The 20,991-nt window shown below is 35.5% G+C and carries 20 protein-coding genes; 13 read left to right on the top strand and 7 right to left on the bottom strand.

Going from position 1 to position 20,991, the window contains the following annotated elements:
• Positions 1 to 223: 223 nt before the first annotated feature.
• The 3 genes from MKX31_RS13985 to MKX31_RS13975 all read right to left on the bottom strand — a co-directional run bounded on the left by MKX31_RS13985 (position 224) and on the right by MKX31_RS13975 (position 4,244).
• Positions 224 to 2,011 (bottom strand): helix-turn-helix transcriptional regulator, encoded by a 1,788-nt coding sequence (locus tag MKX31_RS13985; protein WP_064475823.1) that lies wholly within the window; start codon positions 2,009 to 2,011, stop codon positions 224 to 226.
• A gap of 115 nt (positions 2,012 to 2,126) precedes the next feature.
• The gene (locus MKX31_RS13980) at positions 2,127 to 2,705 is read right to left on the bottom strand and encodes a sensor domain-containing protein (protein ID WP_088047160.1); all 579 of its coding nucleotides are present in this window, start codon (positions 2,703 to 2,705) and stop codon (positions 2,127 to 2,129) included.
• A gap of 201 nt (positions 2,706 to 2,906) precedes the next feature.
• On the bottom strand, positions 2,907 to 4,244 hold the full coding sequence (locus MKX31_RS13975) for an erythromycin esterase family protein (protein ID WP_064475821.1): 1,338 nt from the start codon (positions 4,242 to 4,244) through the stop codon (positions 2,907 to 2,909).
• 360 nt (positions 4,245 to 4,604) lie between these two features.
• On the opposite strand from MKX31_RS13975, the gene MKX31_RS13970 reads away from it, so the two are divergent.
• The 7 genes from MKX31_RS13970 to MKX31_RS13940 all read left to right on the top strand — a co-directional run bounded on the left by MKX31_RS13970 (position 4,605) and on the right by MKX31_RS13940 (position 11,436).
• Positions 4,605 to 5,483 (top strand): CPBP family intramembrane glutamic endopeptidase, encoded by an 879-nt coding sequence (locus MKX31_RS13970; protein WP_340981008.1) that lies wholly within the window; start codon positions 4,605 to 4,607, stop codon positions 5,481 to 5,483.
• Positions 5,484 to 5,883: 400 nt separating this feature from the next.
• The gene (locus MKX31_RS13965; protein ID WP_340981007.1) at positions 5,884 to 6,951 is read left to right on the top strand and encodes a glycoside hydrolase family 113; all 1,068 of its coding nucleotides are present in this window, start codon (positions 5,884 to 5,886) and stop codon (positions 6,949 to 6,951) included.
• Between the two features lie 89 nt (positions 6,952 to 7,040).
• Positions 7,041 to 7,232, top strand: coding sequence for a DUF378 domain-containing protein (locus tag MKX31_RS13960; RefSeq protein ID WP_000670800.1), 192 nt, complete (start codon positions 7,041 to 7,043; stop codon positions 7,230 to 7,232).
• 210 nt (positions 7,233 to 7,442) lie between these two features.
• Positions 7,443 to 8,525, top strand: coding sequence for a 3-phosphoserine/phosphohydroxythreonine transaminase (serC, locus tag MKX31_RS13955; protein WP_064475979.1), 1,083 nt, complete (start codon positions 7,443 to 7,445; stop codon positions 8,523 to 8,525).
• Positions 8,526 to 8,537: 12 nt separating this feature from the next.
• Entirely contained in the window at positions 8,538 to 9,710 is a 1,173-nt protein-coding gene (locus MKX31_RS13950; RefSeq protein WP_340981006.1) for a 3-phosphoglycerate dehydrogenase family protein, read from the top strand.
• Between the two features lie 15 nt (positions 9,711 to 9,725).
• Complete coding sequence (locus MKX31_RS13945; protein ID WP_098111616.1) at positions 9,726 to 10,973, top strand: DUF1015 domain-containing protein; 1,248 nt, start codon at positions 9,726 to 9,728, stop codon at positions 10,971 to 10,973.
• 85 nt (positions 10,974 to 11,058) lie between these two features.
• Positions 11,059 to 11,436: an enoyl-CoA hydratase gene (locus MKX31_RS13940; RefSeq protein ID WP_340981005.1), complete on the top strand. Its 378-nt coding sequence runs from the start codon at positions 11,059 to 11,061 to the stop codon at positions 11,434 to 11,436.
• Positions 11,437 to 11,669: 233 nt separating this feature from the next.
• Here the strand turns inward: MKX31_RS13940 and MKX31_RS13935 are convergent, their stop codons facing one another.
• Positions 11,670 to 12,065, bottom strand: a complete 396-nt coding sequence (locus MKX31_RS13935; RefSeq protein WP_000454078.1) for a DUF3224 domain-containing protein — start codon at positions 12,063 to 12,065, stop codon at positions 11,670 to 11,672.
• Positions 12,066 to 12,261: 196 nt separating this feature from the next.
• Entirely contained in the window at positions 12,262 to 13,293 is a 1,032-nt protein-coding gene (locus MKX31_RS13930; protein ID WP_064475813.1) for a S66 family peptidase, read from the bottom strand.
• A gap of 273 nt (positions 13,294 to 13,566) precedes the next feature.
• Between MKX31_RS13930 and MKX31_RS13925 the strand changes: the two genes are divergently transcribed.
• The 6 genes from MKX31_RS13925 (at position 13,567) to MKX31_RS13900 (ending at position 18,743) form a co-directional block, all read left to right on the top strand.
• Entirely contained in the window at positions 13,567 to 14,208 is a 642-nt protein-coding gene (locus MKX31_RS13925) for an ATP F0F1 synthase subunit alpha (RefSeq protein WP_064475812.1), read from the top strand.
• Between the two features lie 179 nt (positions 14,209 to 14,387).
• On the top strand, positions 14,388 to 14,657 hold the full coding sequence (locus MKX31_RS13920) for a 2TM domain-containing protein (protein ID WP_000438999.1): 270 nt from the start codon (positions 14,388 to 14,390) through the stop codon (positions 14,655 to 14,657).
• Between the two features lie 338 nt (positions 14,658 to 14,995).
• Positions 14,996 to 15,835 (top strand): YitT family protein, encoded by an 840-nt coding sequence (locus tag MKX31_RS13915; protein ID WP_340981004.1) that lies wholly within the window; start codon positions 14,996 to 14,998, stop codon positions 15,833 to 15,835.
• A 180-nt stretch (positions 15,836 to 16,015) separates the two neighbouring features.
• Entirely contained in the window at positions 16,016 to 16,693 is a 678-nt protein-coding gene (locus tag MKX31_RS13910; RefSeq protein WP_081257291.1) for a response regulator transcription factor, read from the top strand.
• A gap of 1 nt (position 16,694) precedes the next feature.
• The gene (locus MKX31_RS13905) at positions 16,695 to 18,071 is read left to right on the top strand and encodes a sensor histidine kinase (protein WP_098102896.1); all 1,377 of its coding nucleotides are present in this window, start codon (positions 16,695 to 16,697) and stop codon (positions 18,069 to 18,071) included.
• A gap of 201 nt (positions 18,072 to 18,272) precedes the next feature.
• Complete coding sequence (locus MKX31_RS13900) at positions 18,273 to 18,743, top strand: DinB family protein (RefSeq protein ID WP_340981003.1); 471 nt, start codon at positions 18,273 to 18,275, stop codon at positions 18,741 to 18,743.
• A 116-nt stretch (positions 18,744 to 18,859) separates the two neighbouring features.
• Here the strand turns inward: MKX31_RS13900 and MKX31_RS13895 are convergent, their stop codons facing one another.
• Positions 18,860 to 20,119, bottom strand: a complete 1,260-nt coding sequence (locus MKX31_RS13895) for an MFS transporter (RefSeq protein ID WP_149174088.1) — start codon at positions 20,117 to 20,119, stop codon at positions 18,860 to 18,862.
• Between the two features lie 69 nt (positions 20,120 to 20,188).
• Entirely contained in the window at positions 20,189 to 20,812 is a 624-nt protein-coding gene (locus MKX31_RS13890) for an ArsR/SmtB family transcription factor (protein ID WP_048559929.1), read from the bottom strand.
• Positions 20,813 to 20,991 lie beyond the last annotated feature (179 nt).

Genomic DNA, 20,991 nt, shown 5'->3' with positions numbered 1-20,991 from the left:
ACATAACCAAGTTCTTAAATAATTTTAAAAGCCTACTATCAGATAAATTGATAGTAGGCTATTGTATTTTAGAGGATAAGATTCAATGATTTTATTATGACAAAACAGTAAGTGTTTTAACATTTACTTATACGATAACGGGCCTTATTTACTCTGTTACAAAAGAAACCACAGAAAGCGTTCTTTTTTTGTTACTCATTTTTATACACCGCAAAACATTTTGTTATTCAATAATTCCAATTTCTAGAGCCTTTTGAACAGCTTCTTCTTTGTTACGAACTCCTAGCTTTGTATAAGCTGTGGAAGCATAATTTCTGACCGTACCATTCGATAAATATAACCTTGATGCTATGGTAGTGTAACGAAGTCCTTTTGCTACTAGCTGCAATATTTCTATCTCCCTAGCTGTTAGCTCATAAGCGGTTGCTTTTGATTGTGGTGTCTCTTTTTGCTCATCAAACTTCTCAAATATTTTGTGAGACATTTCCTGATCAATTAGTGTCCCACCTTTGTGAATAAGTCGGATCGTATTAGCTAGCTCCAACGTTTCAATAGATTTGAGTAAAAAACCATCCGCACCGTTGCGAAGCGATTCCAACGCCTGTTCGGTATCTTGAAACGTTGTAAAAATCAATACGCGGATATGTGGCCATTGTTGCTTAATCTTTTTGGTTGCTTTGATTCCATCCATGTGCTGCATATCTAAATCCATAAGTATAACATGGGGTTGAAGGCGCCCACACAAATCGATGGCTTGATTGCCATCCTCAGCCAAACCGACTACATTTAAATCTTCATATCTATCGAGTAATGTCCTCAAACTTTCTCGAACAAATGGCTGATCGTCTACAATTAACAAACGAATAAGTCCATCTTTTATTTCAGTTTGTCGTGGTATGGTACATGTAACAAGCATTCCTTCCTCTGGCTTTGTATATACAGACAATTGACCTTGCAAGTTCATTGCCCGCTCTTTCATCGCATTCATACCGAAGCCTTCCTGCCATTCTACATTTCCTTTTCCATTATCTTGAACTTCTAACCTCGTATATTGTTGTTCAAACTGCAATGAAACTATAATTTCAGTTCCCTGACCATGACGTACTGCATTCGTAAGAGACTCTTGTAAGCAACGAATGAATGCGATCTTCGCTTGCCGAGACAATTGATATTCCTCTCCGAATGTCCGAAAACTTACATTTACCTGGGCGTGCTCCTGAAATTCGGCTCCAAGATTTTGTAGAGATTGAATCAAGGAAGGCGATTGACACGGAGAATCCATTTGATGTAGGTAACCTCTCACGTCCTCGATGCTTTTCCGTCCCATTTCAAGCAGAGAGTCTAGCCTCTGTATACCCATTTCAGTAGAAATTTCGGTACGCAACGTTTCCATTCCCATAATAATAGAAGTATAAGCGTGACCAACTGTATCATGAAGCTCATTCGACAGTCTGTTTCGTTCCTCTGCCAGTGTAATGCGTTCAATCTGAGACATATACTGCTCAAGTACCGCGTTTTGTTTACGAATTGCTTCATTTTGCTTATGATTGACAATTAATAAATGAAAGGCGAATCCCATTACATAAGCGAATCCATAATAGATGACCATAACCCAATAGCTATTACTTGGCGCAACCGCATAGAAAATTCCAGTTGTTATAAAAACTGTTGTTGGAGCTGTCCAATAATAGGACAAATGCTTACTATTTGCTGCGATAAGAAACACTGATATAAGAAAAATATTGTAAGCCTCTGGAAATAAAGAGGTTAAATATATACATAGTCCACCATAAAGCAATATTTCTGTGAATAAATAATATTTATAATTGAATAGTAAGGCTACCCATGGAACAGAGAAGGCAATAATTTCCCAAAGAATAATAATCCAAAGTGGTAATGTTAAACCATCCTGAAAATTTAATGTAGCTAGAATGATAGACACACTAGCAAGTAGACGGATTCCTAACATAATCCAATCATACCAAAACCAATATTTAACCATATCAAACAAGTCATTTACCCCCTAAATAGCCTACCTTTTTACTTCCTATATTATAATTTAATCCTTCCTGCCTTATTATACTTTTTATTTTAAAACGGCGATACTACTCACAGACTGCAAATTTCTATTGATTTAGTTGCCGAATCATACTACGTGTATAGCCTCCAATTTTCTTTGTCAAACCATCTACTATTCTAATACTTATGGCGATACATACTATACCCATAAACATTACAAAGAGTGACTTGGTAAAAGTATCTATCTGTATGAATATAATGTTCATTTCGATGTATCGATACAGTAGTGGTGCCAACAGCAACATAAGTGGCATTACATAAAAAATGGTTGCACTAATGAGACTAATAATGCCAATCGCAAATTTCTGCATTAACCAATAGACAGCAGACCAAGTGCGACGATCTGTAAGCACTAATTTCATCTGAGCCCAGTTCGATGTATCCATTGTTATCCTTCTATCGTAAGAGTCTGTTGAAATGTCTGTATAAATTTTCGTCTGTATGCGCTCGAATTGGATAAAAGGTGTAGTAGTCTGTAGTACGCGTATAACTAGTGGAATCCCAATTACCGTGAATGAAAGGGTGAAGCTGAATAGCAGAGCTATTAGATAAAAACAAAAATAAAACAAGCCTGTAACGAAAGTTAGCAATAAAAAATAACCATTCTGGATGAATCTTGATTTCATAAAGTTCATCGCTCCTATCTATGTAATAACCGAATTGTACTGCTTTTTTTGTCATTCTCACTAGTGTAAAAGTGTCATATGACAGTTCTAAATGATGCTAAAAAGGGGAGAGTAACCTACTTCTGGTTAAAAAAGATGCTTATATTAATCTCCATAAAACAATCCCTTCTGGCAGATGCAAGAAGGGATTGTTTTGTACTTTTATTTAATATGAGATGGACTTGTTTTTCGAATGTGAAAAATAATATCAAATTGCTCAAGCAATGAAGTATCAAAGTATAACGAACTGTTCGGGAGGATTTGTCCCCCTAAACTTAGTAATGGTCTTTTTGCTTTAACCCATTTCTCTGCTTGTCCTTTAAGGTGACGGTTATCCAATAAAAACATGTTATATGGTACTTTTCCGAGGGTATAGTTAAAACTATTTACATTTTGTGGAATCGTATCCGTTGTAATCTTACCCCCGGTGGAAGGATTATATTCGCTGTATAAGGTGAAATTCCCCTCCGTAGTTGTACTACCAATTGTGACGTAATTATTGTCTAAACGTTCCTTTAAAAACTGCCCCGCAACATCAGGGTATAATTCCTCATCGATAATGCCTTTAGCAATATGAATATTGTGTGCCCAAACCATCGTTTTACCACCAAATGTCTCTTGTGCCCACATTGCATGATCGGCCAAGTATTGCTCATGTAGCTTTATCATACTTGGATAGTCGTTAGGCAGTAGCATTGTGGTAAATTTCTCTATTGCACTTGCCGTTGCTTTAACCCAGATGTACTCAGGTGAAACTATTTCTGTGTTGGCTTGCACATTCTCATCTTTTAGTAATCGGGCTACTCTCTCAGCGTTTGCTTTGAACTGCTCTTTCAATTCAGGAGTAAGTTTCATATATTCCTGTACACTTCCAGTAAAAGACGATAATTCTTTATAATTTTCTTCTACTTCTGCCAGCAAATCTGGTCGATGTACCCTTACATAATCAATTACTTTATTAAAGCTACCTTGGTCCAACGTTTTTAAGTCGAGCCCAATAAATTGGATCTTTTTTTTATTGGATGAATCAGCATTATAATCTTTCATCCACTCAATCATGGCTATAATTTCATCAGTAGGATATAACAAGTTTAAAAACTCCCTAGGGTTTCCTTTTCCTGTTTGGATATATTCATTTAGCTTTAAGCCGTTTCCCCAATCTTCTTCCATTGTAAAATTTGTAAAACCCATCTCAGTAACCAAATATTTCACAAGTCGAAACTTCATAGTGAAAATTTCAGAGCTTCCATGAGTATTCTCTCCTAATCCTACATATTGTGCACTCCCAATCATTTTCTTAAGTGGTTTTAAATCCTCAAATGATTTTGACGGCTCTATCGTTTTTAATGGATAAGCCTGTGATTGTATTGATTTAACTATATTTTTTTGGATTGATTGACCTGAATTTTCGACTGCTACCGTTTGAGCGTTTCCTACTTCCCCACATCCTGTGACTAATAAAGCTGTACTAACCATTGCAATTATTCTTTTCTTATTCATTTTTTTCCACCCCAATTGAATTATTTTTAAAAGCAAGATTGATTCATGTACTTGCACGTATCAATTGCCTTCATTCAATTGTTATCTATCCCATATCATATTTTCTAGTTACATATTGTCATAAGGTTAATTGACACAGGTCATAGACTAATCATTACACTTTTGTACTATCGGCTATGACAACTTATAAATAATAATTACATTGATGAGTCGCAAGTAAGACTAGATTATAAATTTGGGAGGGATTTTAAAGATGAATGAATCTGTATGCCAAAATATTTTTATGCTAAGTTGTGTCTGTGGAAATGAGAAGAAGTAAATTCGATAAACAAGTGAATTAAAGGGGAAGGGCGGATTACAATGATATTACACGCAAAATCGTTTCACAATAAAGATAAAATCCAACGTGCTAAAATAGGACTTCAACTCTTTCTGAGTATCTTAATCATTACTTCTATTATCTTAAATGTAGTAGTAATAATTACTAAAAGTATGCCGCTTATTGTGGTATATATGTTTACCCCAGCATTTTCTTCTATTTTGACTCGCATAATACTGAAAGAAGGGTTTAAAGATGTATCTTTTAGTCTCGGTAACTTAAAGATATGGAAGGGGATTGGGTTTGCTCTGCTAATACCTATGATTATTTGTGGAATTACTTATTCTATCGCCTGGTTGAGCGGAATTGCGGAGTTTCAGCATCCCGAAGGTGGTATGTTAGAACCGATCTACAATATACTTGGACTTCAGTATCTACCGGAACCATTCAGTTTCATTTATCTAGTAATATTGAGCGGCATTTTAGGAAGTTTGCTTAACTTAATCCCAGTTTTAGGAGAAGAAATGGGTTGGCGAGGTTATATGCTCACAAGGCTAGTCGATGCAGAGTTTTCACGGCCTATCCTTATTAGTGGATTGATTTGGGCAACGTGGCATGTTCCAATTGTTATTGCTGGTCTATATGTAGAGGGATCATCTATCCTACTTTCAGTACTTGGCATCTATTTTTGTATTGTGCCCTTCAGTTATATTACAGCTTATTTACGACTTATCACAGGTAGCGTTTGGCCTTCGGTTATCATCCATACCACTTGGAATGCCATTATACAAGGACCTTTCGCACGTGCAAGTACAGGATATCAAACTGAGATTTGGATTGGAGAATCTGGCTTGATAACCGCTAGTATTATCTTAATTACTGCAATAATTATGTCTCGAATAATGAATTTTACCAAATAGCATAATTAGGCAGATGTTATATATAAATATAATGAATGTGTAATCATGAATATTTAAAGAAATGAAAGTAATACGAATGAAGTAAATATAAAAGTAATACAAATAAAAAGCGAATATAGATAAAATTTTTTTGATACATTTATGATTATAAAAATTTATTTATATGAAAAATATAATTTAATTAGGCCGTTAGAAGGAAGGCGACAATTTCAATTGTATAAGGACAAAAAAGGAGCGGAAATAAGCTCCTTTTTATTTACCTTACTATTTTTAGGAGGTTAGTATGAATAAAGGATGAATAGCATTTTTATGGATGAAAATTCCACTCTTTTTTTAATGGAATATATGTGAAACGTTGTATAGAATAAGCAAGAATGCCAAAAATTATAGGAGGAAAGTTGTGAAGAAAAATAAGAGTTTAGTAAGTTTTTTAGGAGTGTGTATGATGTTGTTTACTTTTTGTTTCCAAGGAAATGTACAGGCAGATGTGAATACTGTTCAATCAGGAAAGATAAAGTCAGGAAACGTAACGGTGTGGGAAGTTGGAAATGTATCGAAAGTGTTAGCGGATGTAGAGCGCTTAAATTTAAATACAGTAAATGTACCGATTCAGGTAGATATTCCGAACGTGACTTCTACGAACATGGTAATTAATCAAGCGCAAAAGCAACAGGCTATTATTTTAATTCAAGAATTATCAAAGCGTAATATTCAAGTTATTGTGGAACCGTTCCCATATATTCAGCAAGGAAATGTTGGGGAAACGGAATGGAATCCGAGTAATATTAATGATTTCTTCTGGAATTGGAAAACGGTTATTCTGCAAGACATCTTTCATTCGATTACGAGTAAATACAATGTGTACGGACTTAAGATTGCCTCTAATTTCGTGAACATGGAATATGCAGAAGGATACTGGAACGATACGATTGATTTTGTTCGTAAGCAGTATAAAGGAAATGTTTTGTATCAAATGAATTGGTGGTTAACAGCAAGCTTTGATCTTTCGTATGAAGCAAAGTTTAAGGAGAAAATCAATCGTCCGTATTTAAAAAAGGTTGATATTGTAAGTATCGATAGTTGGTTTGAAGTTTCGGGAAAAAGAAATCCAACATACGAAGAAGTAAAGCAAAGTTTATTTGCGACGACAGTGTATAATCGTGGGCAAAATGTTGGGCAGCAATTGGAACAATTACATAAAGCAACAGGAAAGCCCGTTTATTTTGGTGGATTTAACGTTCCGGCGCGTGAGCTTGGATTACAAAATCCGTGGAATCCAGATGTTTCTAATATGTTTTCAAAGGACGTACAATTAAACGGATGGCGCGCTTACCGAGAAGTATTAGAAACGAAACCGTATTTTAAAGGTTTTTCTATTTGGTTTATTGGCTCTAATGATAGTACACATGCGTATCAAATACATAGTAAAGAAGCCGAAACGGTTATTAATGGCTGGTATCAAAAATAATTTTTATTAAATAGGTAAGTTTTGAATTTTACCACATATATTTCTAGAGAAAGGCCTTTCACCATCTTATCACCTAGGGGGCAATCATAATGAAATTTTTGTCTTACCTTACAGTAATTTTGGTGATTCTTGGCGGTTTGAATTGGTTATTTGTAGCGTTAGATTACAATGTAGTTGAGAAATGGTTTGGTTCTATGCCGGCGCTTGTGGACACTATTTATTGGCTCTTTGGTCTTTCTGCTATTTATCAAATTTTTGATAGGTTCTTCACGGACAATTAGCAATTATACTTTATTACTAGAGTGTTAAGTACGATTATGTACTTAACACTTTTTTGTATGTTTATAAAAAATAGTTTGCAATTGCAAGCGATTCCATTGCGTCTTGCGCCGTAATAGTGGAAAACAAATTGACCACGTATTATATTTCGGGTTATAATTCAGAAAGTTTAAAAATTAATAAAAATGAGAAATAGGGAGGTTATTAAGGTGATGGAGAGAGTATATAATTTTTCAGCTGGACCATCAATACTCCCTTTGCCAGTTTTAGAGAAAGTGCAAAAGGAGCTTGTAAATTATAACGGGACAGGCATGTCTATTATGGAAATGAGTCATCGATCTTCTTATTTTCAAAGTATTATAGATGAAGCGAGTAAACTACTTCGTGAATTAATGAACATTCCTGATGAGTATGAAGTACTGTTTTTACAAGGCGGTGCGTCATTACAATTCTCTATGATACCGTTAAATGTAATGAATACGTACAAAAAAGCAGGGTACGTATTGACTGGTTCATGGTCTAAAAAGGCACTGCAAGAAGCTGAAAAAGTAGGAGAAGTACAAGTGCTTGCTTCTTCTGAAAAAGAGAAGTTTACTACAATTCCTAAACTGGATGGTTTACTAGGCGATGAAAAACTAGATTATGTACATATTACAACAAACAATACAATTGAGGGTACGAAATATGTGGACATTCCACGTTTAGATACAGTACCGCTCGTTGCGGATATGTCCTCAAATATTTTATCAGAACAATATGATGTTACGAAGTTTGGTCTTATATATGCGGGAGCGCAAAAGAATTTAGGGCCAGCGGGCTTAACGATTGCTATTATAAAAAGAGATTTAATTGGGGGAGCAGAACGCTCTTGTCCTACAATGTTAAACTATGAAACTTACAGCAAAAATAACTCCTTATATAATACACCGCCGTCCTTTAGTATTTACGTAACGAAACTTGTATTAGAGTGGTTGAAAGAGCAAGGCGGGGTATCTGCGATTGAAGAACAGAATAGAATGAAATCTTCACTTCTTTACAATTTCTTAGATGAATCAAAATTGTTTACTTCACCAGTTGATCCTACGTATCGATCACTTATGAATATTCCGTTTACAACACAGTCAGAAGAGCTGAACAATGAGTTTTTACAAAAAGCGAAAGAACACGGCCTTGTTACGTTAAAAGGACATCGCTCAGTCGGTGGTATGCGTGCAAGTATTTACAATGCGATGCCAGTACACGGTGTACAGCAATTAGTAAATTATATGAAGGAATTTGAGCTTGAGAATAGATAGGGAGATGGGGATATGTTTCGTGTTCAAACGTTAAATCAAATTGCGAAAAAGGGTTTGCAAGTTCTTGACGGAGAGCGTTATGAAGTAGGGGATAGAATGGACCACCCAGACGGTATTTTACTTCGCAGCTATTCTTTACACCAAGAAGAATTTTCAAAAGACTTAAAGGCGATTGCAAGAGCTGGTGCTGGTGTAAATAATATTCCTGTCGAGAGATGTACAGAAAAAGGGATTGTAGTATTTAATACACCAGGAGCGAATGCCAATGCAGTAAAGGAACTTATTATCGCCAGCCTTATTATGTCTTCACGTAACATTATTAACGGTGTAAGCTGGACGAAAAATTTAGAGGGTGAAGAAGTACCGCAGCTTGTTGAATCAGGAAAAAAACAATTCGTTGGATCAGAAATTGCAGGGAAACGTCTAGGTGTAATTGGCCTTGGTGCAATCGGTGCTTTAGTTGCGAACGATGCGTTAGCTTTAGGAATGGACGTTGTCGGATATGATCCTTACATTTCAGTTGAAACTGCATGGCGCCTTTCAACACATGTGCAAAGAGCATTTAGTTTAGATGAAATTTTTGCAACATGTGATTATATTACACTTCATATTCCTCTTACGAATCAAACGAAGGGAATTATTGGTGAACACGCTGTAGAGAAGATGAAAAAAGGTATGCGTTTATTCAATTTCTCTAGAGGAGAACTTGTAGATGAAAATGTTCTTCAAAAAGCGTTAGAAGAAGATGTTATTACGCATTACGTAACAGACTTCCCGAATGAAAATGTGATAAAGATGAAAAATGTAACAGCGACGCCTCATCTTGGTGCATCTACGTCTGAATCGGAAGAAAATTGTGCGATCATGGCAGCGCGCCAATTACGTGAATATTTAGAGACAGGAAATATTCGTAATTCAGTAAACTATCCAAACGTCGAACTGCCGTATATCGGGAAAAAACGAATTACGATTATGCATCAAAACGTTCCGAACATGGTAGGACAAATTACAGGATGTTTAGCAGAACATCATATTAATATTGCGGATATGATTAATCGTAGTAAACATTCTTGGGCGTATACAATGATTGATATTGATAACGGAATTGATGATATAATAAAAGAGAATATTGTGGAAAATATAAGCAAAATTACAGGTGTTGTAGCCGTTCGAATGATTGTGTAAAGGAGAGAGGAAAACTTGGCAAAAATCCGACCGTTTCGGGCCATTCGTCCAGTAGAAGAAAAAGCAGCGGAAGTTGCAGCTTTACCGTATGACGTATTAAATAGTAAAGAGGCAAGAGAGGTTGTAAAAGGGAATCCGTATTCTTTCTTACACGTTGATAAAGCAGAAATTGATTTAGACCCAGCACTTTCACCGTACGATGATCGTGTATATGAAAAAGCGGGTGAAAATTTAAATCGATTTATACGAGAAGAAGTGTTCATTCAAGACGAAGAGCCAGCGTTATACATTTATGAACTGACGATGCAGGGAAGAACGCAGTCAGGCCTTGTCGTTTGTACATCTATTGATGAGTATGAAGATGATACAATTAAAAAACATGAGAGAACGCGTCATGAAAAAGAGCTAGATCGTATTCGTCACGTAGATGTGTGTGATGCAAATACGGGTCCTATCTTTTTAACGTATCGTACAAAAGAAGAGATAAAGCGTTTCATTGCCAGCTGGAAAGAAGAACATGCGCCAATCTATACATTTACAGCAGAAGATGGCGTGGAGCATGTTGCCTGGAAAATAGTTGATGAGGATGTAATTGCTACTTTAGTAAACGCATTTGAAGATATTTCTAATCTTTATATTGCAGATGGACATCACCGCTCTGCATCAGCTGCAAAAGTAGGGATCATGCGAAGAGAACAATATCCGAATTACACAGGAGAAGAAGAGTTTAATTTCTTCCTATCTGTATTATTCCCTCACGATGAATTATCCATTTGGGACTATAACCGAGTTGTGAAAGATTTAAACGGCTTATCAGAAGAACAGTTTTTAAAGCAAATTGCACAATACTTTTATGTAGAAGAAGCAGCTGTTTCTCCGTATAAACCAAATGAGCCAAAAACATTTGGAATGTATGTAAACGAGAAATGGTATAAGCTCAATGTGAAAGAGGAAACATTTGATGCGAATGATCTCGTGAAAGGTTTAGATGTATCTATTCTGCAAGATCATTTATTAAGCCAAGTACTTGAAATACATGATCCGCGATCTGATTCACGTATCGATTTTGTAGGAGGAATCCGCGGATTAGAAGAACTAGAACGCCTTGTAAATAGCGGTGAATATAAAGCAGCGTTCTCACTATATCCGACATCAATGGAATCTTTATTAGCAATCGCAGACGCTGGAGAAGTTATGCCGCCGAAATCAACGTGGTTTGAACCGAAACTGCGTAGTGGGTTGTTTGTACATTCTTTAAAGTAAATATAGACTTTGTTAGATTGAAAAACCGAAATGATTATAGTTTCGGTTTTTCTTATGTTAAAAGTGTTTTTGAGGAGGGGTATGGATGGAATTGAAAGTAGGAGAAAAAATCACCTTTGAACGAGCTTTTACAAAAGAAGATGTTGCGTTATTTACGGAAGTATCGAAAGATGAAGGTGTTCATCATGTTACAACAGATGAGCAGGGGAGATTCGTTGTACAAGGACTGTTAACATCAACATTGCCTACAAAAATTGGCGGTGATTATAACGTATTAGCTCGCAAGATGGATTTTGAATTTTTACGTCCTGTGTTTAGCGGTGATACGATTCGTTGTGACGTAACCATTGAACAATTTGAGCCTGATGAAAAAAATCGTACAAAGATTATTGCGATGTTTGTATGTAGGAATCAACTTGAAAAAGAAGTTATGAAGGGGAGTTTTTCTGGGATTATTCTTTAGTTAGTAGGAAAAGTAATGAATAGGTGGGGGCCACATGCCTCTCGAGCTTAGATTTTTAATTCCACCATAACGAAAATTTTATGCATCGTTGAATACTGATAATAAGACGTTATGTAATATACTCTGTTCTTTTCTTAACTAATAGAAGAATAGTTGAATAAGCTCGTCAACAAAAAAAGGACATTCCTAGTATTACAAGAAATGTCCTTTCCACTAAATTATAGGATATTTTGCTAAAATTCAAACTCTAAAATCAGTTTACTAGTTTGACCTGTAAACTGATAATGGTAGGACCCTCTCAGATTTTCTAAGTTACCAGTAGCTTTAATAATTGTTCCTGGGGAATCTAGATTTCCTTTATCAAATATTCCTTGCTCTATAGCTGTAAATGTCCCTTGTTGCCCCTTATAAATTCCTTCAAAGTGTAAAAATCCAGAAATTTTAGCAGTAGCCAAGTGACCATCATTTATATTTGAGTCTAAATAATATAACAAGTATTCAACAAAAGCTTTTCCTTTTAATTCACCATCAATATCATATTCAACATGGGCAATATTGATAGGGAAATCTTTTCTAGTATCATCGATTAGTTTTTCATCCCATTTACTTACTGTAAATGTTACTTCCATACACGTAATCTCCCTCCAATTATATACTTTTAAAAAGTATTAATTCACAGTTATATCTCATAGGAGTGATTTTATTTATTGGGGTCCTTTCATGGCGCTATCAAGCTAACCAAAATAAAATACTCTCTAAAATGAAAAAACACGCTATTTTTTCTGTAGGATCAGGAAAATGGCTATACTTATTTAAAGTTTTCCTTTATTCCACGCCACTCTCTAAAATAGAGAAAGATCCATTTTCACAATCAATTTCTGCCATTGCGCCGTAAGGTAAAATAAACTTTGGCTCGGTATGGCCGAAATTTAAATTATAAAGAATCGGCAAATCTTCTAAATTATGTTCTTTCATAACTTGCAGTATTTCATGTTTATATTCTTCATAATACATTTCGTCTTTTGGTTTACCAAAAATGATGCCCCTTGCTTTTTGCAGAATGCCTTGTGCTGCATAATTTCGTAACCAATACTTTATATAGCTTGGTTCTGGATGGTCTTCAGAAGTTTCAAAGAAAAGGATACGATTCTCCCAATATTTTTTCTCAGGCCAAAGCTCCGTACCTTTTGCAAATTCCAATACTTCTATACAACCACCAATTAAGCGTCCTTGTACGGTAGTAGAGCCTTGAAGTAGTTCATAGCCATTGTTTTGTTGCATCGTACGCCTTGTATCTTTATTTACCTCTATCCATTCTAAACGCTCACTTGTCCATTCAGGAGCTGGTTGAATCTCGCCAATTGTCTCATTTGAAAAGAGAGTCCGATTTACCATTTCAACTGTATATGGATCCATCTCTACATTTTCGGCAAAATCAGTTAAAATGGCTGGACCGTAAAAAGAGGAAACTCCTGCTTTATGACAAAACAAGTGTGAAACGGTAACGTCAGAGTACCCCATAAAAATTTTCGGATTTTCACGTATTACATTAAAATCTATATAAGGAAGTAAGCGGATGCTATCTTCACCGCCAATATTCGCAATAATTGCTTTCACGCGCGTATCCTTAAAAGCTGTCATTAAATCTTCCGCACGAGCCTGTGGATTGTTATAAATGAATTCGCTACCTTTTAAACTATTTGGCATTGGGATAACCGTAAGACCGAAAACTTCTTCTAATCTTTTTACTCCTTGTTCATAACGCCATCTTATCTCAGAATCGCCTGCGCCTCCCCATGAAGGACTTACTGTTGCCACAATATCTCCTGCCTGTAATCTCTTTGGTTTCTTTAACATATTAACTCCGCTCCTACATAATGTAATGGACTACGATTATACAAACTGTAGCATTGAAAAAATATGATGCATCACATTATTTTCTTCATCATTAATCCGTTTACCTGCCAGTATTTAAGAATTCAGTCTTAGTGTTGAGTATATTTAAAAGTTACAGTATGCAACATTGCATAAGAAAGATAGTTGCTATTTTGTACAACCTGTAACTATAATGGTTACAGGTTGGTCGTATCCAATCAAAAAATATAATCATCATGAATGGAGAGGTTACATATGGGTATGAAAAAAATAATTTTAGCAGGTGCTTTAGGAATCGCAGCATTATCAGGAACGAATTTACCAGGATTAGAACTGTCAAAAGCGAGTGCCGCTTCTATGGAATCCAATTTCTCGACGTTAGAAGGACGAGTAATAGAAGTAGATAACGGTGTAATTGTCGTAAAATCTAAGCAATATGAGGAACCTGTTAGTGTGTATATGGATTCCCTTTCAAATGTGAAAGTAGGAGATGAAGTAAAAGTTACTGGATCTATGATGCGTAATTTCACGGAATATATGATTGCAAATTCAGTTGAAAATACGTCACATAAATTAGGTATGCACATGAAAGAAGATGGTTCTCCTGATTATGTGATTGGGGAAGTATCAAAAGTAGGAACGAGGGAAGAGGAAGGAGAAGGTTCTACTAAATATGTCGTAGTTGAGTATCCATCACTAAACGGGAAGAAAGTTATTATTGATGTTTTCTTAACGAAGGGACAAGTATTTCATACGGGTGAGAAAGTAAAAATTGATATGAAGTTTGTAGGATGGGGCGGAAGTTCTATTAACTGGAACACAACGGACAACATTGAAAAAGTTCATGAGGTAAAGAGCGACGTTGAAAATAATGATGATGTTTGGATTTGGTCTTAATTAGACGCTTGTAAATAACAAATGTATCATGCAGTATCCATCGAATCATCATATGTATGATAATTCGATGGGTACTTTTTTGTTTTATGTTTTTTTGAGAATAACGGATTTCTGATTAGAATATGATGTTAATACTGGAGCGAAGGTGAAAAAAACAATATGAAAAGAGGTGTTTAAGGGTGGAGCGAGATGAGGTTTATTTACGAGCTAAAAAAAGGGTAGAGAATTTACAAGCGTTTTATATTCATTTAACGGTCTATATACTAGTGAACTTAATGCTTTTTATTATAAATATAAGCTCTGATTCAAGTAAATTATGGTTTGTATATCCACTTGCAGGTTGGGGGATCGGTATCGTTATACACGGTTTGACAACTTTTCCAGTTGGGATATTCGGAAAAGAGTGGGAAGAACGAAAGATTAAAGAATATATGGAGAAAGATAAGTAAATTTATTTCTGGAATGTATGAATATAAATCTCTGGGATCAAATGTTTGATGCGAAGTCTATTCTATAGCTTCGCCTATTTGTTTTGTATTCGAAGTTTGTGCGAGTGAGTGTTCATATTCATTTTTTAGCATCAACTGCATGTGAAATCAAAACTTTACTTGTAGTACATAATAAATACAGTTGTTTTACTTTTTAAATTACATGTGGATATAGGATAAAGTTGTTTTATCATCCTATATTAAAATAAAAATAAACCACTGTTCGATTTGAATATTCCACGATATAATGGTGAGAGTTTATGACAGAATAAATATTTACATAAGAAGTGAGGTACTGTATGAAAAAAAGAACGACAGACATTATTTTTATTATTATTGGTGCATTTCTATTTGCGTTAGGTGTCAATTTGTTTGTTATCCCGAACGAGTTTGGTGAGGGTGGAGTAACTGGTATCACGATTATTACGTATTATTTATTTGAATGGTCACCAGGCTTAGTTAACTTAATTTTAAATGCGATTTTGTTAATAGCTGGTTATAAATTTTTGAATAAGATTACAACAATTTATACGATTATCGCTGTAGTTACGAATTCGCTATTCCTTCATTTGACAGGAGGTTGGACGATTGCTTCGGATGAAATGCTTGTAAATGCCATTTTCGGAGGAATATTTATTGGGTGCGGGATTGGTCTTATTATTCGCGTTGGCGGAACAACAGCAGGTACTACCATTTTAGCAAGGATGACGCATAAATATTTAGGATGGAGCATTAGCTACGGTCTACTGTTCTTCGATTTAATTGTTGCGTTTTCATCTTATTTCATCATTGGTGCAGAAAAACTGATGATAACAATTATTATGCTATATGTAGCAACGAAAGTGATGGAGTTTGTAATTGAAGGTTTAAATCCGAAGAAAGCCATTACGATTATTTCTGATAACCCGAATGAAATTGCTGGGAAGGTAACTACCTTAATGGGCAGAGGGGTTACTGTGTACTCAGGTCATGGCTATTACACGAAAACTCCGAAGGAAATTCTTTATGTTGTTATTAATAAGCAAGAAGTAGTCAAGCTAAAACGGATTGTTCAAACTACAGATCCGGCTGCGTTCATTGCTATACACGATGTTCGTGACGTATTTGGAGAAGGATTCGTAGATATTTCTAAAGCATAGAAATTACTTTTCATTAAAATAATCTTAATACTAAAACGTAAGAATCTATTTTGAATAATCTTTTTTCAAAATAGATTCTTTTTATTTATCTTAAAATGTTGGTTTGTTTTTCTTTTTCTTGCAAAAAATCCAATTGTTTCTTAAGGTAAGGATGTAGAAGGATGAACAAGAGAGGGTTTAATGAAGATGATACATATTTTATTAGCTGATGATGATAAGCATATTAGAGAATTGTTACATTACCATTTGCAAAAAGAGGGGTTTAAAGTTTTTGAAGCAGAAGATGGAAAGGTAGCACAAGACGTATTAGAGAAAGAGAATATTCACCTTGCGATAGTAGACATTATGATGCCGTTTGTTGATGGCTATACGTTATGTGAAGAAATCCGGAAGTATCATGATATACCGGTTATTTTATTAACTGCGAAAGATCAGTTAGTTGATAAAGAAAAAGGATTCATTTCTGGTACGGACGATTATATTGTAAAGCCATTTGAACCAGCTGAAGTCATTTTCCGTATGAAGGCATTACTGCGTCGTTATCAAATGCTGAGTGCTGATATTATTACACTTCATGGAACAACAATTGATCGTAAAGGTATCGAAGTAAAGTGTAATGGTCAAACGATTCTGCTTCCATTAAAGGAATTTGAGTTATTATCACAACTTGCTAGTTATCCGGGAAGGACATTTTCAAGAGAAGAATTAATTGAATTAGTATGGGGAATGGATTTTGAAGGGGACGAACGAACAGTTGATGTTCATGTGAAGCGACTGAGAGATCGTTTCTCAAAACGAACGGATGATTTTCAAATTACGACAGTACGCGGACTCGGTTATAAGTTGGAGTTGAAATAAGATGAAATCATTATACTCTAGATTTGTTTTTATGACGGTTGGAATCATGCTACTTAGCAGTATTATCGGTTTTTTATTAACAAATGTATACTATCAAGTGAAGTTAAAACCGTACAATAGTGAAAAGATTTTAATGTATGCGGAAGAAGTAAAATCGTTATATGAAAAGCAAAGTGAAGAAAATCAAGAGGCGTACTTACAGTCTATCGCGAAATTAGGATATGAAATTTATATTGTCGATGATCAAAAGAACGGAAAGCGTATTGGCAATGCGTTTCGTAAGACGACAATTAGTGATGACACCGTTCGTAAAGTATTGCAAGGGGAAACGTTTAACGGCGTTTCTACATATCCAACACGCCTCTTTATTACGGGGTTTTTCGATAATGAATTAATTAATAGTGTCGGTGTGCCGGTAAAACATGGTGATAAACAGTACGCTTTATTCATTCGTCCTGACATTCAGCAACAATTTGGTGAGATGCGAATTTTTCTAGCGGTATTACTAGGGTTTATCGTTTTATTAAGTATTATTTTTATTGCGATTGCAGCAGGGTATATCATTCGCCCAATTCGTAAGTTCACGAGGGCTACGCAAAAAATTGCGAGTGGTAAATATGAAATTGAATTAGATGTAAAACGAAAAGATGAAATTGGTACGTTATCTACAAGCTTCCAAAAGATGACGAAAAGTATAAAAGAGTTAGATGAAATGAGACAAGAATTCGTTTCGAACGTTTCACATGAATTTCAATCGCCACTTTCATCCATACAAGGTTTTTCGAAAACATTGCAAACAGAAAAGATGAGTGAAGAAGAAAGAAACCATTACTTACAAATTATTGAGGGCGAAAGTAAGCGAATGTCTAGTTTATGTAAACAGTTACTTACGCTCGCTTCTTTAGACAAAGAAGAGAAAGTATTGCAAATAAAAGAATTTAATCTGCAGAAGCAAATTAAAGACGTCATTTTTATGCTCGAATGGAAATGGCGTGAAAAAGATATCGCTGTTGAATTTGATGTGCCAGACATTACAATACAAGGCGATGAAAACTTACTTCATCAAGTATGGAGTAACATCTTTACGAATAGTATTAAGTTTTCAAACGACGGCGGAACGATTGAATTTGTTGTAGAAGAATTAGAATCAAGTGTGATGATCTATATATCAGACAACGGAATTGGTATGGAAAAAGAAGAAATGGATCGTATATTTGATCGTTTTTACAAAGTAGATACAGCAAGAGCAAGAAACGTAGAAGGTAGCGGTTTAGGATTATCGATTGTACAGAAGATTGTAGAACTGCATAACGGAAACGTTTCAGTGTATAGTACGAAAGGGGAAGGGACTACTGTTCAGGTGGAGCTTCCGAAATAGATGAAAGAGGCTGCTACGGAAGGGCCTCTTCTTTTTTGGTTTCTAGTATACGTGTAAAGTGAAAAAATGTGAGTCATTTTCATTACATAATCGGACGAGTTTGTGGAGTGAGCTCAGGAGGAAGTTTATTTAAACATGTAGAATCTCTACAGAGTTATAAGGATTGTATTAAAACTTGAACCGTGTAGGGAGGAAATTACTTTGAAACGAATTGACTTGTTATTAAACGTACTAGATTCAACATTCGATAAAGAGAGTTGGTATGCACCGTTTAAACATGCTATAGAAGGACTTACAGCCGAACAGGCTATGTGGAAACCATATGGTGAGGCAACGAATACCATTTGGGAGAGCGTTAATCATCTCATTTATTACAAAGAGAGGCTTGCTGCAAACTTGGAAGGCCGTGAATGGACACATAATCTTGACGGTAATGACACTTTTTATCTTACTAAGCAATCTAATGATGACACGGAATGGAAGGAAGTCGTTGAACGTTCTGAAAATGCTCAGCGTAATTTAAGACAGGTATTGAGCGCAATTTCCGAAAAAGAGCTTGAACAAAATTCACTTGAGAAGAAATTACTGGACATCATGCTTCATAATGCTTATCATACAGGCCAAATTATTCAATTAAGGAAAATGCAGGGGTCTTGGCCATCAAATCGTTAATTGAACGTTTTAGTTGGTGCTATTGTTATATTTTTAGTGAAGTATTTTACATCCAAAATTAAATAACTACATTTTAACCCCGTCCCAAATCTAGAACGGGGTTATGTTTGTTCCTGCTATAAAGCTGTACCTTTCCCGCGCTCTTCCCTAAAATGAACTCCAAAAGTATCCGCTGTAATTTCATCAGCTTTCGGCAATGCTCGTAATTTCGGATGAAGCAGCCATATGAGAGAAATAAATAAAATACCGATGCTAGCGAGCGCAAAAATGAGTTGGCTACTAAATACATTTGCGGTGTATCCGCCAATTAAAGAACCGAACGGCATAGCAATTGTGCCCATACTTCGCATGACTGAGTTAATGCGTCCAAGATATTGATTTGGAATTGCAATTTGACTAATTGTCGCAAATAATATGTTGGTGGCACCGATTGGTATCCAAGCTAGGCCGAATAAGAGAATAGATAGCCATTGAAACGGTACAATCGTAGAGAGAAACCAAAAGATAGCGCCAGTCGCAAAGCTAATAATGGAGACACGGCCAACATTACGTTTGCCAACCCATGAACTGAATAATGCACCGATGAGACTACCTGCTGATATAGCAGCTAAGAAGAAGCCATATGATTTCACGCCTCCAACAGAATCAGCGTAAGAAGGGAGTATCGCCATTGTCATACCGATTGAAAAATTAGCGACAACTGAACCGATTAAGAAGGCGCCCATTAATGAACGGAAGACGATCGAAAAGCCTTCTTTTAAATCAGAGAAATATTGTTTAGTTGAAAGTGATGTATTGTTTTCCGCTTGCTTTGGCATTTTCAATGAAAAGAACAAAAGGGCAGTAATCGCGAATGTGAAAGAGTCGATTACATATAAAGTGATTGCGCCAAGTAGTGCTACTAATATGCCAGAAAGCGTCGTGCAAATTAAATCAATGCCTTGATATGCAAATGAAAAGAGTGAATTTCCTTTTAATAATTGTGTTTTATTCAATAGAAGTGGTAAAGCTTTTGATTGTGCGGGATAGGTGAATTGTTCGATAAAGGCTACGATGGGCATAATGATGAGTAGTAGTTGAACAGTTAATAGGTCGAAGTAGTGTGTAATAGGAATGATTAATATAAGAATACATTGCAAAACTTGTGTAATGACGAGGGTGTTTTTGATTGACCATCTATCAACGAATGGACCGGTAAGAAATTGAAGTGCAGAAGGTAATAATGTAAGGAAACCAGCCAATCCAGAATAAAAAGGATTACCACTCAGTTTATATACGAGCCACATCGCCGCTACATAATACAAACTATCTCCTATGTTTGTAAAAATTCTCCCTAAAAACAATAAGAGGAAATTCCGGTTTTTCAATATGTCCATTTAATCTACTCCTTTATAATAAATTTATTCGGTAAAATAAATTTGACCGTTTATGTAAAAAAAATCGTATTACGATTTTTCTTCTTTTTTCACAAAGCGCTGCATCGCTCGTTCGTCGATTTGTAGTGCAGTAGTAGAAATGTAATAAGATTTACTATTTGGATCCTTATCTGCATCTTTTGTGATCTCGTTTAATTCAGACATCACTTCATAAAACTTTTTCACCCACACTTGAAATTGTTCTGGCGTAGCATCAAACTCCCAGCAAGATGAAACGTAATTCCACTCAGCTGGATCTTCGCTGATTTTCCGTAATGTAAAAGCTTCTTCAGGTGCAGCGAGAATATGGCTTTTCGTCATTTCCGTCATTTGTAAAAAGATTTGGCGACCGGATTCGCTTAATATTTCTAAATGAGGTAATAGGTTCGCGGCAGGGGTGAAGCCTTTAGCGACAGATTGATAAAACTTTTGAATGATGCCATTCTTTTCTTCTGTATAAACAATTTCTATAAAACCATTCTTTTCTAATTCTTTTAAATGATAATGAATTTTCGCCCTTGGAATGCCGAATTTCTCAGATAGTAGTTGTCCTGTATAAGGACGTTCGCATAGACGCATCATCATTTCGACACGTAGTGGATCGCTTATTGCTTTTAGTTGGCTATAAGTAGTGAGTGTTAACATGGGCTTCAAAATGATCAACTCCTTAAATAAAATTACTCGGTCAAGATTATTTGACTGAATTGTATCAAGGATTCTAGTTATTTTCAATACTTTCTGAAAATTAAATCTTTCCCTCTGTAATCTTCTGTTCATATTCCGTTCATATTTCTTTTTTATGATTAGTGCATAGAAAAAAAGAGGAAGGAGCG

Origin of the sequence: Bacillus sp. FSL M8-0063, assembly GCF_038005545.1 — a bacterium.
GTDB lineage: Bacteria > Bacillota > Bacilli > Bacillales > Bacillaceae_G > Bacillus_A > Bacillus_A wiedmannii.
This window is presented reverse-complemented; position numbering and strand designations above follow the sequence as displayed.

Bases quoted from the DNA above. Each gene is read 5' to 3' on its own strand.
- MKX31_RS13980 (WP_088047160.1), bottom strand. From the start codon at position 2,705: ATGAAATCAAGATTCATCCAGAATGGTTATTTTTTATTGCTAACTTTC.
- MKX31_RS13975 (WP_064475821.1), bottom strand. From the start codon at position 4,244: ATGAATAAGAAAAGAATAATTGCAATGGTTAGTACAGCTTTATTAGTC.
- MKX31_RS13970 (WP_340981008.1), top strand. From the start codon at position 4,605: ATGATATTACACGCAAAATCGTTTCACAATAAAGATAAAATCCAACGT.
- MKX31_RS13960 (WP_000670800.1), top strand. From the start codon at position 7,041: ATGAAATTTTTGTCTTACCTTACAGTAATTTTGGTGATTCTTGGCGGT.
- serC (WP_064475979.1), top strand. From the start codon at position 7,443: ATGGAGAGAGTATATAATTTTTCAGCTGGACCATCAATACTCCCTTTG.
- MKX31_RS13950 (WP_340981006.1), top strand. From the start codon at position 8,538: ATGTTTCGTGTTCAAACGTTAAATCAAATTGCGAAAAAGGGTTTGCAA.
- MKX31_RS13940 (WP_340981005.1), top strand. From the start codon at position 11,059: ATGGAATTGAAAGTAGGAGAAAAAATCACCTTTGAACGAGCTTTTACA.
- MKX31_RS13935 (WP_000454078.1), bottom strand. From the start codon at position 12,065: ATGGAAGTAACATTTACAGTAAGTAAATGGGATGAAAAACTAATCGAT.
- MKX31_RS13930 (WP_064475813.1), bottom strand. From the start codon at position 13,293: ATGTTAAAGAAACCAAAGAGATTACAGGCAGGAGATATTGTGGCAACA.
- MKX31_RS13925 (WP_064475812.1), top strand. From the start codon at position 13,567: ATGGGTATGAAAAAAATAATTTTAGCAGGTGCTTTAGGAATCGCAGCA.
- MKX31_RS13915 (WP_340981004.1), top strand. From the start codon at position 14,996: ATGAAAAAAAGAACGACAGACATTATTTTTATTATTATTGGTGCATTT.
- MKX31_RS13910 (WP_081257291.1), top strand. From the start codon at position 16,016: ATGAAGATGATACATATTTTATTAGCTGATGATGATAAGCATATTAGA.
- MKX31_RS13905 (WP_098102896.1), top strand. From the start codon at position 16,695: ATGAAATCATTATACTCTAGATTTGTTTTTATGACGGTTGGAATCATG.
- MKX31_RS13895 (WP_149174088.1), bottom strand. From the start codon at position 20,119: ATGGACATATTGAAAAACCGGAATTTCCTCTTATTGTTTTTAGGGAGA.